This window comes from Bradyrhizobium sp. CCBAU 051011, from assembly GCF_009930815.1.
Lineage (GTDB): Bacteria > Pseudomonadota > Alphaproteobacteria > Rhizobiales > Xanthobacteraceae > Bradyrhizobium.
Map to the genome: position 1 here is coordinate 3,317,863 of NZ_CP022222.1, position 13,035 is coordinate 3,330,897.

10 protein-coding genes and 1 pseudogene are annotated in these 13,035 nt (G+C 58.5%); 3 read left to right on the forward strand and 8 right to left on the reverse strand.

All coding sequences use genetic code 11. The annotated features are described in order from the left end of the window. The first annotated feature begins 101 nt into the window (after positions 1-101). From ACH79_RS15655 to ACH79_RS15665, 3 genes are all read left to right on the forward strand, one after another. The gene (locus ACH79_RS15655; RefSeq protein ID WP_246738553.1) at positions 102-3,983 is read left to right on the forward strand and encodes a glycoside hydrolase family 99-like domain-containing protein; all 3,882 of its coding nucleotides are present in this window, start codon (positions 102-104) and stop codon (positions 3,981-3,983) included. A 591-nt stretch (positions 3,984-4,574) separates the two neighbouring features. Then, entirely contained in the window at positions 4,575-5,435 is an 861-nt protein-coding gene (locus tag ACH79_RS15660; protein WP_161851796.1) for a glycosyltransferase family 92 protein, read from the forward strand. Between the two features lie 54 nt (positions 5,436-5,489). Then, the gene (locus ACH79_RS15665) at positions 5,490-6,608 is read left to right on the forward strand and encodes a hypothetical protein (RefSeq protein ID WP_161851797.1); all 1,119 of its coding nucleotides are present in this window, start codon (positions 5,490-5,492) and stop codon (positions 6,606-6,608) included. An 81-nt stretch (positions 6,609-6,689) separates the two neighbouring features. On the opposite strand, the pseudogene ACH79_RS15670 reads toward ACH79_RS15665, so the two are convergent. From ACH79_RS15670 to ACH79_RS15705, 8 genes and pseudogenes are all read right to left on the reverse strand, one after another. Beyond that, positions 6,690-7,373 (reverse strand): annotated as a pseudogene (locus ACH79_RS15670) (IS3 family transposase); the annotation flags it as partial. Between the two features lie 22 nt (positions 7,374-7,395). Then, entirely contained in the window at positions 7,396-8,988 is a 1,593-nt protein-coding gene (locus ACH79_RS15675) for an IS66 family transposase (protein WP_161851783.1), read from the reverse strand. A gap of 74 nt (positions 8,989-9,062) precedes the next feature. Then, complete coding sequence (gene tnpB, locus ACH79_RS15680; protein WP_071916490.1) at positions 9,063-9,407, reverse strand: IS66 family insertion sequence element accessory protein TnpB; 345 nt, start codon at positions 9,405-9,407, stop codon at positions 9,063-9,065. Continuing rightward, positions 9,404-9,751: a transposase gene (locus tag ACH79_RS15685; RefSeq protein WP_246738322.1), complete on the reverse strand. Its 348-nt coding sequence runs from the start codon at positions 9,749-9,751 to the stop codon at positions 9,404-9,406. Before ACH79_RS15685 ends, tnpB begins: the two co-directional genes overlap by 4 nt. A 116-nt stretch (positions 9,752-9,867) precedes the next feature. Further along, entirely contained in the window at positions 9,868-9,972 is a 105-nt protein-coding gene (locus tag ACH79_RS45110) for a class I SAM-dependent methyltransferase (RefSeq protein WP_161851799.1), read from the reverse strand. Positions 9,973-10,002: 30 nt separating this feature from the next. Continuing rightward, positions 10,003-11,180 (reverse strand): IS3 family transposase gene (locus ACH79_RS15695; protein WP_246738128.1). Its coding sequence is split into 2 segments (ribosomal slippage): positions 10,003-10,883 and positions 10,883-11,180, totalling 1,179 coding nucleotides; the frame shifts between segments, so codons are not numbered across the junction. Positions 11,181-11,732: 552 nt separating this feature from the next. Beyond that, the gene (locus ACH79_RS15700) at positions 11,733-12,359 is read right to left on the reverse strand and encodes a class I SAM-dependent methyltransferase (protein WP_161851800.1); all 627 of its coding nucleotides are present in this window, start codon (positions 12,357-12,359) and stop codon (positions 11,733-11,735) included. 72 nt (positions 12,360-12,431) lie between these two features. Continuing rightward, on the reverse strand, positions 12,432-12,998 hold the full coding sequence (locus tag ACH79_RS15705; protein WP_246738554.1) for a hypothetical protein: 567 nt from the start codon (positions 12,996-12,998) through the stop codon (positions 12,432-12,434). Positions 12,999-13,035 lie beyond the last annotated feature (37 nt).

Consider the following 13,035-nt stretch of genomic DNA (forward strand, 5'->3'; position numbering starts at 1 on the left):
GCGAAACAAAGCAAACAATGCGCGAATGACTGTGTGAACATGGCAGATTTTCTTCGAAGCTCGCGCGCGATGCCGGCCAAAAACAGCCTCGCCGAGGCGCCATGGCAAAATTTCAACTTAGCGGACATTCGAGCGTCACGAAGATGAATGGCTTAGGCGGCAAAGAACCTGCGGCCGAGCAGCTAAACGCTGCGCCTGAGCAAGAAGCGGCCAAGTCGGCTATCGACGTTGCGGTTGCCGCGCGTAGGCTCAAGCGGCTTGGGCTATTTGACGAAGTTTTCTATGCCAGGAGCTACCCGGACATAGTCGCCGTCGGCGTCGATCCGTTCGAGCATTTTTTCCATTACGGCTACAAAGAAGGTCGCAAGCCCAATCCCGTCTTCGACCCGATTTGGTATCTCACGACCTATCCAGATGTACAGGAGGCGGACGTGCATCCGCTCTTGCATTATGCCTCGGCCGGCGAGCCCGAGGGGCGAAGGCCGAGCCCCTACTTTCAGCCGACCTGGTACAGAGAGAAGTACAGCATTCCGGAAAGCGAGAGCCCGCTCGCCCATTATTTGAAGAACCGTATGGGTTCGTTCAGCCCGATCCCGGAATTCGATGCACAATATTACCTGCAGACCTACCAGGACGTTGCGGCCGCCGGCGTCGATCCGTTCGAGCACTTCATCTTCCACGGCTACAAGGAAGGCCGCAACCCGTCGGCCGAGTTCGACACCAAGTTCTACATCCAGCGCTACTTCAAGGGTAAGGCCGACCAGAACCCGCTTCTGCACTATCTGGAGCATCGGCACGACGACGGCATCTATCCGTCACCGCCCGAGAACGAAGCCACCATTCCGGCCGAGATCAAGCGCTTCACCAAACCGAGTCCGCTGTTCGAGGAACTGAGGCCGCTGCCGGCGAGCGCCAAGCCGCGCGCAAAAGTACTGGCCTATCACCTGACCCAGTTTCACGCCTTCCCCGAAAACGACAAATGGTGGGGTACGGGCTTCACCGAATGGACCAACATCGCCCGCGGCGTGCCGCGCTTCAGGGATCACTATCAGCCGCGGATTCCGCGCGACCTCGGCTTCTATTCGCTCGCCGACGTCGAGACCATGCGCAAGCAGGTCCGGCTGGCGCAGGCGACCGGCATCTACGGCTTCGTCTATTACTACTACTGGTTCAACGGCAAGCGGCTGATGGAAAAGCCGATCGAGCACTTCCTGAAAGCGCGCGACATCAACATGCCGTTCTGCCTGATGTGGGCAAACGAGAACTGGACGCGGCGCTGGGACGGCATGGAAGGCGAGGTGTTGATCTCGCAAGACTATCTCTCAGACGATGACGAGCGGCTGTTGTCGGACTTCAACCGGCACTTCAAGGACAAGCGCTACGTCCGCATTCAGGGCCGGCCGCTCCTGATGATCTACCGGCCGCGGCTGATTCCGGACACAGCCAACGTGATCGCGCGCTGGCGTTCGATCTTTGCGAAAAAGTTCGACGAGGATCCGATCATCATCATGAGCCAGAGCTTTGATGATTACGATCCGATCCCGAACGGTATGGACGGTGCGATCGAGTTTCCGCCGCACAAGCTCACCAAGTATGTGCCGCTGGTCAATGCCGAGCACAAGGTGCTGGACGACACCTATGCGGGCCAGATCTACAGCTATGACGACGTCGCCAAATACTCGATTGAGGAGCCGCGCCCCAATTTCCCACTGATCAAGACCGTGGTGCCGAGCTGGGACAATGACGCGCGCCGGCAGGGTTCGGGCCTGGTCATCCAGGGATCGACGCCACAGAAATATGAGGCGTGGCTGGCGACGCTGGTCGGGCAGGCGCAGAAGCACACGTTCTTCGGCGAGCCGTTCGTCTGCGTCAACGCCTGGAATGAATGGTGCGAGGGCGCCTATCTTGAACCTGACCTGCATTTCGGCTCGGCCTACCTAAACGCCACCGCGCGCGCGGCGACCGGCCTGACGCGCGATTTATCGCTGCCGAAGATCCTGCTGGTCGGCCATGATGCGTTCCCGAGCGGCGCGCAGCATCTGTTGCTCAACATCGGCCGGACGCTGCGCAGTGCCTTCAACATCGAGGTCGAGTATCTCTTGCTCGAGGGCGGCGCGATGGAGGCCGAATATGCGGCCGTGGCCCCACTCACATTGCTGAAGCGGATGTCCGAACTCCCGGCCGCTTTGCGACACTTGCGGGAGAAGGGATTTGCGGCCGCGATCGCCAATAGTACGGCGAGCGGGCGCGCGACCAAATTCCTGGCCGAGATGGGTTTCCGCACCATCTCGCTGGTGCACGAGTTGCCGCGGATCTTGCGCGAAAAGCAGCTGGAGGATATCGCACGGATGGCGATCGGTAGTGCCGATCACGTCGTTTTCGCTTCCGATTTCGTCCGCGATCGCCTGGTGGAGGCGCTCGATCTCAATGCCGATGACGGGCGTTTCCTGATCCGCGCGCAGGGCAGCTACAAGCAGATCGAGCCTGCGCCGACGGAGGCTGCGCTGATCCGCAAGGAATTCGGCATTGCCCCCATTGAGAAGATGGTGCTCGGCGTCGGCTATGCCGATCTGCGCAAGGGGTTCGACCTGTTCCTGCAGGTCTGGAATCTGGGTCGGCAGCGCTATCCGAACGTCCATTTCTGTTGGGCCGGCGGCATCGATCCGAACCTGCAGGAATGGCTGGGGCTCGAAATCAAGCGAGCTGAAGCCACCGGGCGTTTCCATCTCGCCGGCTTCCGCTCCGACATGCAGGCGCTCTATTCGGCTTCCGACGTCTATGCCCTGACCTCGCGCGAGGATCCGTTCCCGACGGTGGCGCTGGAGGCGCTCAGCGTCGGCGTGCCCGTGGTGGCTTTCCAGGACTCCGGCGGCATTCCCGGCTTCCTCCTGAAGGAGAATGTCGGCCGCGTGGTGCCCTATTGCGACGTGCCGGCTATGGCGCAGGCGGTCGAGAATTTTCTGCGCTGGGCGCCGTCGGAAGCCGAGCGCGCGCGCATGACCGAGATCATCCAGACCAATTTCTCGTTCCCGGACTATGTCCGCGATCTGCTGCGACTTGCCGTTCCCGCTCTGCCGACCATCTCGGTCGTGGTTCCCAACTACAATTACGCGCACTGCCTCGCCGAACGGCTTTACACCATCTTCGACCAGAACCATCCGGTCGAGGAGGTCATCGTGCTCGACGACTGCTCCTGGGACGACAGCATCGCCGTCATCATGAAACTCGCCGACGAGCGCCAGCGCGATCTCACGCTCGTCATCAACGAGCAGAATTCCGGCTCGGTGTTCGCGCAATGGGCCAAGGCCGCGGAGATGGCGACGGGCGAGTTCCTCTGGATCGCCGAGGCCGACGATCTTTCCGAACCCACTTTCCTGTCGAGCCTGCTCGCGCTGATGAGGGGCGATCCCGATATCGCGTTCGGCTTCACGGATTCGAGATCGATCGACGCCGATGGTTCCCATCTCTATGCGAGCTACAAGCCCTACTACGCAACGATCGAGCCCGGCGCACTGTCACGCACCGAGGTGTTCGACGGCCGCGATTTCGTGACCCGGTATCTCGGCGTCAAGAACACCATTTTGAACGTCAGCTCGGTGTTGTGGCGGCGTGAAGCGCTGTTGCATGCGCTCGAAGCCTGCCGCGACGATTTGGGCGAGCTACGCATGGCCGGCGACTGGCGCATTTACCTCGAGGCACTGGCCGCGCCCGGCGCCAGGATTGCCTACGTCGCCGATCCCCTCAACGTGCACCGCCGCCACGCCGCGAGCGTCACGCATTCGCTGAAGGCAAAGAAGCATCTCGAAGAGATCGACAGCATGCACCGCGTCGCCCGCGAGAGGTTCGGCCTGTCCAAGCGCGAGACCGCCTCGCAGGCCGCCTATCTCGAGGAAGTAACGGCGCAACTCCTGGGGACAGCCGCGGAAGCCGAAAAGCCGAAGCGGCCAGCAAAAGCCACGCCGCGCGCGACCGCCAAGGCGTGATGGCGGGACTGTAACTGGAAGAATGTTGGGGTGAGTTGATGTACGTTCCGCCTTACGAGTCTTTGCTGCGCGCATTGAACGCAGACAAGTCGAGCGTTGAAAGGAGTGGCAAAGTCACTATTCCGACTCGGCTCTTGCAGCTCGTGCTTCAGATAGCTGTTGCAAATAGTGACTTTGACGACGATGCTTACCTACGCACCAATTTAGACGTAAAGGGAGCCGTGGATCGTGGCGAACTGAGACCGGCCATTTGCACTATATTGGATTTGGGTATTTTGAAGGGCGAAGAGGAGGGAACCTTTGATACGGATTGGTATTTGGAGGCCAACCTGGCGTGGCCCAGGCGGTCCTCAAAGGGTTGACTCGCTCTGCCGAAGACCATTTCTATGTCGGCGGTGGCGGCGAAGGGAGAAGTCCAAATGCTGCCGAGAAATACAGCGCAGATGAATGGAAGCGCGTACTAAAGTAGCGGCCCAGCGGGGCCGACACGCGATTTCGAGACCTGACAATTTGTGGGAGGGAAGCTGTGCATGAGGATCTAGTTCGCTTCTTGACTAGGCGGTCCGACCTCTTACCAGTTCGAGGGGCGATATGAAGGACACGCTTGCGCTTGTCGCGATAATGAAGAACGAGGGCACGTACCTTCTTGAGTGGATTGCGCACTATCGACTCATCGGGGTGCGAAATATCATAATATATGACAATGACACCGCCGATCCCGGGCGAGAAATGCTGGAGAAGCTTGCGGCTTCCGGTCTGATAACGCTCCATAAATGGACTGTTGAGGTCGGTATATCGCCACAACTATCCGCCTACGCCGACGCTCTGTTGCGCTATCGCGACGCTTTCGAATTCTTGGCGTTTTTCGACGCCGACGAATTCCTAGTTCAGAAGACTTCAACGTCAATCACACGGTGGTTACCGACCCTTCCAGCTGATGTCGGAGCAATTGCTATCAATCAGCGAGTATTCGGCTCGTCCGGTCACAGGAAGAGGGGGGCTGGCCTCGTTGTAGCGCGTTTTCAGTTGGCTGCTGAACCGGACTACGATGAGAACCGTTGGGTCAAGTCAATCTATCGTAGTTCCTCGGTTGAGGTGATCGGCGACTGCCACCGAGGGAAACTCAAATCTGGGAAATACATTTTGCCCAATCGCCAAGTTGCGTTTAGCGATGACAACGCAACTGGAAAAGCCGAGCAAATCGATTACTCGCTTTTTCAGCTAAATCACTACATTATCAAATCCGAGGAAGAATTTCTGATCAAACGCCAGCGTGGAGGTGGAATGGGGCACACGCAGGCGGCTCGATTGAAGCGTTACGAGGATTTGAACTTCTTTCGAGGAAGGGACATGAAGATCAACGCCTCGCGCGACGATCAGCTGGGGAAGTCCGTCGCGGAAATTCAAGCAGAAATCGGGTACCTAGAGCAAGCGATCTCGGCTGTGGTCTAGGAAATCAGATCTCAGGCATTCGAGCGGCCGACTTGGCGGTCAGGAGTGCAGGTGATGAAGAGACTGTTCGCTATATCCCTGCTTGTGTATGCACAGTCCGTGCTCGCCGCGGAGAATGGGGAGTTTCCGCACATTTCCGTAGTGGGTGGACCCGAAGTCGTTTTCGATTATTCGAAACAGAGCTGTGAAAAGATTGATATCCCCGATCAGCCATTGCGGGCATTCCGAAAGCTCGACGGGACGATTGTTGCAATAGGTTCCCACTACGTAAATCGCGCCCTCTTGGGCCCATCCTTTGACGCGCTGAGACCCAGTTGTCATACGATTTATCAAGGGGCGGACAGCCGCGACCCTCATTCATTCGACAATAAGACTTGGCTCGCAGCACTATGGACCGACAACGGGCGTGATATCGTTGTTCTTGGCCATAACGAGTACCATGCCGACGCTTTTGAACAAAGATGCGCGTTCCGCAAAATGGAGCGGTGCTGGTACAACAGCATAACGATGCTGAAGTCTAACGACGAGGGATATTCGTTTCACGTTCAGCAAACGGATCCCATTCTCGCGTCACCAAACACAGCTGAGGTCGATCAAGGCGCACGCCGAGGATATTTTGACCCGTCAAACATTATCTCACTTGGCGAGTACAAGTATTTGCTGGTAGCTCAAAGAGGATTTGGAAATGGATATGAAGGGCGTTGCCTTCTTAGGAATCTCGACCCGAGTAACCCGAGCGGCTGGGAAATGTACACCGGCTCGGGGTACGTAAAATCGAGCGGAAGCCCCTACAACAGTTCGCAACAGCATCCGCTTTGCAGTCCAGTAGTCGGACTGAAAGGAACTCTGGGTTCGGTGACTCGCATACGCGGCACTCCGTTTTTCGCTGCATTCCTAGTTACCAATCGAAGCACGGGAGACTTCATCTCTGCATTCTTCTCCACGGATTTGATCAATTGGCGAGAAGGGGGAGATTTACTGAGGATATCATCATTTTGGTCTAAGGACTGTCAAGGAGAAGCGAGATTTAGCTATCCCTCAGTCGTTGATGATAATAGCAATGGCCGCAACTTCGACGATATCGGCGGCTCGGGATGGCTGTTTCTGGTTAGGGGACGTTGCCAACTCGATATGACGAGAGATTTGGTCCGCTTTCGCTTGGTGATCAAATAACCGGAGCTGGTCGATCTTCTTGGACGAACGCAATTCGACGTCTTGGTCCCTCTAGATATCCAGTGACCTTGCCCCCAAGTTTTATCCAATCCTGAGTTCGCTCCGGCTATTGGATTTGCCCGGTTGGGCGGTGGTAGCGACGGGAGCTGGCGCGGAGCCCTCGGCATAGCGCAGCGCCAGATCCCGGCGCGGATGGCAGGTGAAGGCGAACTCGGACGGCGTCTTCCATCCGAGCCGCGAGTGTGGGCGTGCATCGTTGTAATCGGCGCGCCAGCATCCGAGCGCGACGCGGGCCTGGGCCAGCGAGGTAAACAGCGTCTCGTTCAACAATTCATCCCGCAGCCGGCCGTTGAAGCTCTCGATGAAGGCATTCTGCATGGGCTTGCCCGGCGCAATGTAGTGCCAGGCGACCCGGCTCTGATCAGTCCATGTCAGGATGGCGTTGCTGGTGAGTTCGGTGCCGTTGTCGCTGACCACCGTCTTGGGCTTGCCGCGCTCGATCACCAGCCGGTCCAGCTCCCGCGCCACACGGGTGCCGGAGAGCGAGGTATCGGCCACCAGTGCCAGGCACTCGCGCGTGCAATCATCGACAACGGTGAGGATACGGAAGCGGCGGCCGTCGGTGAGCTGATCCGACACGAAGTCGAGCGACCAGCGGTCGTTCGGCGCCCTCGCCACCGTCATCGGCGCCCGGGTCCCGATCGCCCGCTTGCGGCCGCCACGGCGGCGCACCGCGAGCCTCTCTTCCCGGTACAGCCGGAACAGCGTAAGCGGCAAGCTGAGGCCGTCAGGCGGCGTGGTTCCATGGCATAAGCGCGTCGATTTCGCTGCTCGGCCAGCCGTTGGCGATACGCTGAAGCGTGAGGGTGAGCCAGGCGAACGGATCGACGTTGTTCATCTTCGCTGTCTGCAGCAGCGTTGCGATGGTCGCCCAGGTTCGCCCGCCGCCGTCGCTGCCAGCGAAGAGGCTATTCTTTCTCGTAATTGTTTGTGGCCTGATGGCGCGTTCGACGATGTTGGAGTCGAGCTCGATGCGACCATCGGTCAGGAAGCGCTCGAAGATGGCACGGCGCGAGACGGCATAGCGGATCGCCTCGGCCAGTTTTGATTTGCCGGAGATCCGCCGCAAGCTCTGCTGCCAGAGGTCGAAGAGATCTGCGACGACCGCTGCGGAGGCTTGCTGGCGCGCGGCAACGCGTGCGTCGGGGCTTTGACCGCGCACGGTCTTCTCGACCTGCCAGAGCTTTGCCATCCGCTCGACCGTCGTCGTTGCCACTCTCGAGCTTCCTGCAACATGCAGCTCGTAGAACTTGCGTCTGCTGTGTGACCAGCAGCCAGCCAAGGTGATGCCATCATTGCCGCGATCGGGTCGCGCCAACTTGTTATAGGCGGCATAGCCATCCACCTGCAGGATGCCGCGATAACCATTGAGATGCCGGACCGCGCATTCGCCGGAGCGGCTGTCTTCGAAGCGATAAGCCACCATCGGGGGACCGCTGCGGCCAAAGGTTCGGTCATCTCTGGCATAGGCCCATAAGTAGGCCGTCTTCGCCGATCCGGAGCCCGGAGCGAGTGTCGGCAAGGTGGTTTCGTCGGCAAAGACCCGTTCGGCCTTCTTGACCTCGCTGAAGATGTAGTCGGCTACGATCTCCAGCTCGAAGCCGAGCTTGCCCATCCATTGCGCCATCAGCTGGCGGTCGAGCCCGACCTTGTCGCGGGCGTAGATGGCCTCCTGCCGGTAGAGCGGCTGGCCATCGGCATATTTGGAGACGGCGATCTGGGCCAGAAGCGCTTCCGTCGGAATGCCTCCTTCAATGATATGGGCCGGGGCCGGCGCCTGGATTACGCCGTCCGCGTTCTTGAAGGCATACTTGGGACGGCGCGTGACGATCACACGGAACTTCGCTGGCACCACATCCAGGCGCTCCGACACGTCCTCGCCGATCAGCACCTTCTGCTTGCCGGCATGCTTAGCCAGCTCTTCCGGCTCAATGACGGTTTCGATCCGTTCCAGATGGGGTGCAAAGCCCTTGCGCCGGCGCGGTGCACGCTTGCCTTCCGCTTGCTCACGGCCCTTGCTGACCTGGGCCTTGATCGCGGCGATGCCGGTCTCGATCTCCTCGAAGACAAAGGCCCGCTGTTCATCGTCGCCGTTCACAGAGCCGAGCTTTTCCGATCGTCGGCCGAACCGGGCGCGGTCGAAGGCCTTCAGGATCTGCGTCAGCCGCTCGATGCGCGCATCGGCATCGGCGTTGCGCGCCCTGAGATCGGCGACTTCGCTCTCCAGAGCATCGGCGCGGGCCGCCTTCTCGGCCATGGCAAGCACCATGGCTTTCAACATCTCTACGTCATTCGGGAGGTTGAGATCGGGCGGCGTCATTGGCCCGACCAGAGCACATTTTGCCCCGTTTCTCTTGCCCTTTCAGCTCACTGATTCACTTCGCCGCAGCGCTTTTACCCAACAATCTCCGGCGGCTTGACCGCCACGGTCCGGACCCGCTTCCAGTCCATCCCATCCACCAGTGCCATCAACTGCGCCGGGTTGAGCTGCACCCGATGATGCCCGATCCGCGGCCAGCAGAACTTCGCCTTTTCAAGACGCTTTAAATAGAGGCACACGCCGGACCCATCCCACCATACGATCTTTATTCTGTCGGCTCTTTTGGCCCGGAAGACATAAAGCGCACCGTCGAACGGATCTGAGCCCGCATCGCGCACAAGCGCAACAAGGCCATCGATACCCTTGCGGAAGTCGACTGGATGGCTGGCGAGGAACACCTTCACACCCGAGGGAATCATGCCGAACGCACCGCCCGGATCACCCGCTGCAAGTGCGCCTCGTCGACGTCCACGCCGGCACGCACGACCACCTCGCCAATGGCAATCTCAATCACTGTGCCTGCCACAGACGCCACCACACCCTCGCAACTCGAGTGCCGCGAGCGATAATGCCGCTCGGCCCGAGCATCACGGCGCCAGGCGAACAGCTGCGACGGGTGAATGCCGATCCGGCGGGCGATCGCCGAGACGCTCGCGCCAGGCTCCAGCGCCTCTGTCACAACTTGCGCTTTGAACTCGTCCGACCAGCGTCGGCGAAGCTGCCGCGGCGTTCCCTCAAGACGGTCGGCGACCGCTTCGATCATATGGAAGGTTCTAGTTCCAGAACTAGGCGCAGACATAGAAGCTCACATCGGCTCACAAACTCAGCAGCCGATAGCCGATCGCTTACCCACTCCGCCAGACGGGGTTTCCTTGCCGCTTACGCCTTATCAGGATGGAATATATGTTCGAATACGTCCTGTGTGACCATCAAGTCAAAGCTACAGTCTTCAAACTTCTGCTCTTCTACATTTTCGTTCCTCATCCTGATCTTCCCCCGAAAAAATGGACAGGGTTAAGCTGCTTTTAGCTCCATCTCGATCGGGCTGATAAAGCCGATGGCGGAGTGACGACGAGTCCGATTGTAGAAGCCCTCGATATAGGCAAAGATATCCCGTGTGGCTTCTGCCCGTGTTGCATAGTGCCTGTGGTGGACGAGCTCCGTCTTGAGCGTGTGAAAGAAGCTCTCCATCGGAGCATTGTCATAGCAGTCGCCCTTGCGGCTCATTGACGCCCTGAGGCCGGCGGATTGCATCAGCTTGCGGTAATCCGCCGAGGCATATTGAACGCCGCGATCGGAATGGTGGATCAGGCCGGCACTTGACCGCTGCGCCGAGATCGCCATCCGCAAAGCCGCCAAGGGCAGGTCGGCGCGCAAATGATCCGCCATCGCCCAGCCGACAATCCTGCGGCTGTACAGATCCATGACGGCGGCCAGATAGAGCCAACCCGGATCGGTCTCGATGTAGGTGATATCGGCCAGCCAGATCTGGTTCCGAGCAGTGGCGATGAAGTTGCGGTCGAGCAGATTCGGGGCGATCGGCAGGTCGTGGCGGCTGTCGGTGGTCCGCACCCGGCGTGGCCGCGCCATGATGGCCCTGATGCCGTGACGCCGCATCAACCGCTCGATGCGACCACGGCTCGCCCCGCGGCCCTGAGCCTTCAACTCGACATGGATACGCGGGCTGCCATAACGCCCGCGGGTGTCGCGGTGGACCCGCCTGATGTCGTCGACGAGGTCACGATTGGCAGCAGATCGTCGGCTCTCCGGGCGCGAGCGCCAGGCATAATAGCCGGCCGGCGAGACGCCGAGCACGTCGCACAGGAGCGTCACCGGATAGTCGGCGCGGCGATCTTCGATGAAGCGGAATCTCATGTCCGTGTTCCAGCAAAGATCGCGATCGACTTTTTTAAAATGTCGCGCTCCATGCGCAGCCGCTCGTTCTCTCGCTGCAAACGCGCGATCTCTGCCGCGTGGTCCGCCGACGGCAGCGTCGCCTGCGTTGTGGGGCGCCGCGTCGCCGCCGTCGGCTCCAGCCGAGCCCCTCGCTGCTCCATCCACCGCCGCAGCACGGAATCGCGCAGCCCAAGCTCCTTGGCAACAGATCCGATCGAGCGCCCGCTCGACGCTACGAGATCAACCGCTTGCCGCTTGTAGTCGTCCGTAAACGACCGACGTTGACGTCCTTCCATCCGACACCTCCTGGCTCTTCGAGCCTACTACAGGTGTCCATCAATTCGGAGGAGGTTCATCCCTTTCTGGGTGCGGCTGCCCGAATGGGAGACCTGGGTAGTAATGAGTCTCGACATAGCCTTTACACTGCGTCTTTAGCTTCTTGCTAAGGGGTAGCCACGGAGAGGGGGATGACTCGTGAATAATCGCGTCCCTCCAGTTCGGTAATTGAGACTGGAGAACATACATAATCGCGCGTTCCCTAGGAATAGAATTGCACCGAGTGCACCGGAGCCGATCTCGAAACCAAGAGTGATCAGCCTTGAAGATCGCTTCCATTTCACAGATTGGGCACCATCCGGTGTGACTAAATTCTATCGCTTCGTGGTTCGACATGGATGTTCACTAAGTATACGTCCGGCTAGAGCAGACTTCTGCGATCGCAGATCAAACTAGCGGGAGACACGAACGAGTGGAAGATGGATTCGCTTACCGGGTTACACAGATCCCTTCCGAACTCGGTATCAAGTCTTCGACCAATAAACCCGCAGCCCTGGTTGCATGCAGAATGACTACGGCCTGCGAATCAGCGAGATGCGATCAAGATCTTCAACGCCGCCCCATCTGATCGAGATAGACTCTACAATCTCCATCCTAGCTTCGTCGCAAAATGACCTGAAGAGCTCTTGCGTCATATGATTACGGGCATGAATATTTTTTGCGTAGTTTGTCCCTGGTGCGTTGAGGTTGGAATGATGGTAAAGCGCCATCCCGCCTGACAGCAACACACGGCGGGTGTCCTTGATGTACGATTGAACAACGTCAGGAGCGAAATGCACCATCGCGTCGTAGCAGAAGATGGCCGAGATGGTATCGGCGGCAATGGGTTCAAAATTGTAGCCGTTATTGACGAAAAAGCTTAGCGTTGGAAAGCGACCGAGCCTGCTTCTGCAAGCATCGATATTTTCCTGATGTATGTCCATGAGCGCGATTGCGCCGCATTGTCCGACAATTCGTTCAGAATGCCGACCGTGGCCAGCGGCTAACTCGATCACGTTATCGAGTGCCAGTTTTTTGAAAAGTCGCAAGAAAACAGTGTTGTCCCCCCAGAAAAGATGCGTCCACCTCTCCGCATCCGCGTAGTACGGAGAGCTTTTCCAAGCAGAAGCGACGTGCTGAACCGACTTCTCGATGGTCATAGGGGGCCATCCCTCTGTTGTTGTATCACCTATAGCTGTCGTTGACTAATGATAGAGATTACCGACGCCGCATCATTGAGGGTCCAGACGATGCTTCTGAAGTATCTCTTGGGCTTGTTCGCTGTCTAAGTGTAATGGTCTTTGAAAGATTGACATGTTGTTCGCTCGAGCTATTTCCCGCGCGATCTGCTTGACAGCGTGATATTGGGGCCGATTGGAAAAATCGTGTATTGCTATGAACGTTCCTGGGGTTGAGTGAAGCAAACATTGGGTGAAACAGGCCACTCTGAAACGGCCGTCAACGAAACAAAAATCAGCGGTTCGGCTTTGCGGTCGCTGCCAAATACTTTCGTGGTACTGCGGCCACGAGGCCTCCTTTTCTCGATCTGCTGGATAGCCCCAATCGCCAAGCTTACCTATATCGACGTGAATCAGCTCGGGTCTGTTAGCGCAATTCCGGGTTGCGACAGCAACATTGGTAAGCCATGGTTGAGACGCGTCGATCGAAATGATCCACTCCTTCTTCGTTTGGCAGGCCAGCCACGTGCTGCCGCCTGATCCAAACTCCAGATATCGCGTCGATAGAGCTACGAAGCTCTTGAACAGCGTCATTTCCTGATCATCCATCGCAACTTGCATGATAGACCCCGTTGCTGTTCGACGGCCAACTCAGCTT

Bases quoted from the DNA above. Each gene is read 5' to 3' on its own strand.
- ACH79_RS15685 (WP_246738322.1), bottom strand. From the start codon at position 9,751: ATGATCGAAGCGGTCGCCGACCGTCTTGAGGGAACGCCGCGGCAGCTT.
- ACH79_RS15700 (WP_161851800.1), bottom strand. From the start codon at position 12,359: ATGACCATCGAGAAGTCGGTTCAGCACGTCGCTTCTGCTTGGAAAAGC.
- ACH79_RS15705 (WP_246738554.1), bottom strand. From the start codon at position 12,998: ATGCAAGTTGCGATGGATGATCAGGAAATGACGCTGTTCAAGAGCTTC.
- ACH79_RS15675 (WP_161851783.1), bottom strand. From the start codon at position 8,988: ATGACGCCGCCCGATCTCAACCTCCCGAATGACGTAGAGATGTTGAAA.
- ACH79_RS15665 (WP_161851797.1), top strand. From the start codon at position 5,490: ATGAAGAGACTGTTCGCTATATCCCTGCTTGTGTATGCACAGTCCGTG.
- ACH79_RS45110 (WP_161851799.1), bottom strand. From the start codon at position 9,972: ATGAGGAACGAAAATGTAGAAGAGCAGAAGTTTGAAGACTGTAGCTTT.
- tnpB (WP_071916490.1), bottom strand. From the start codon at position 9,407: ATGATTCCCTCGGGTGTGAAGGTGTTCCTCGCCAGCCATCCAGTCGAC.
- ACH79_RS15655 (WP_246738553.1), top strand. From the start codon at position 102: ATGGCAAAATTTCAACTTAGCGGACATTCGAGCGTCACGAAGATGAAT.
- ACH79_RS15660 (WP_161851796.1), top strand. From the start codon at position 4,575: ATGAAGGACACGCTTGCGCTTGTCGCGATAATGAAGAACGAGGGCACG.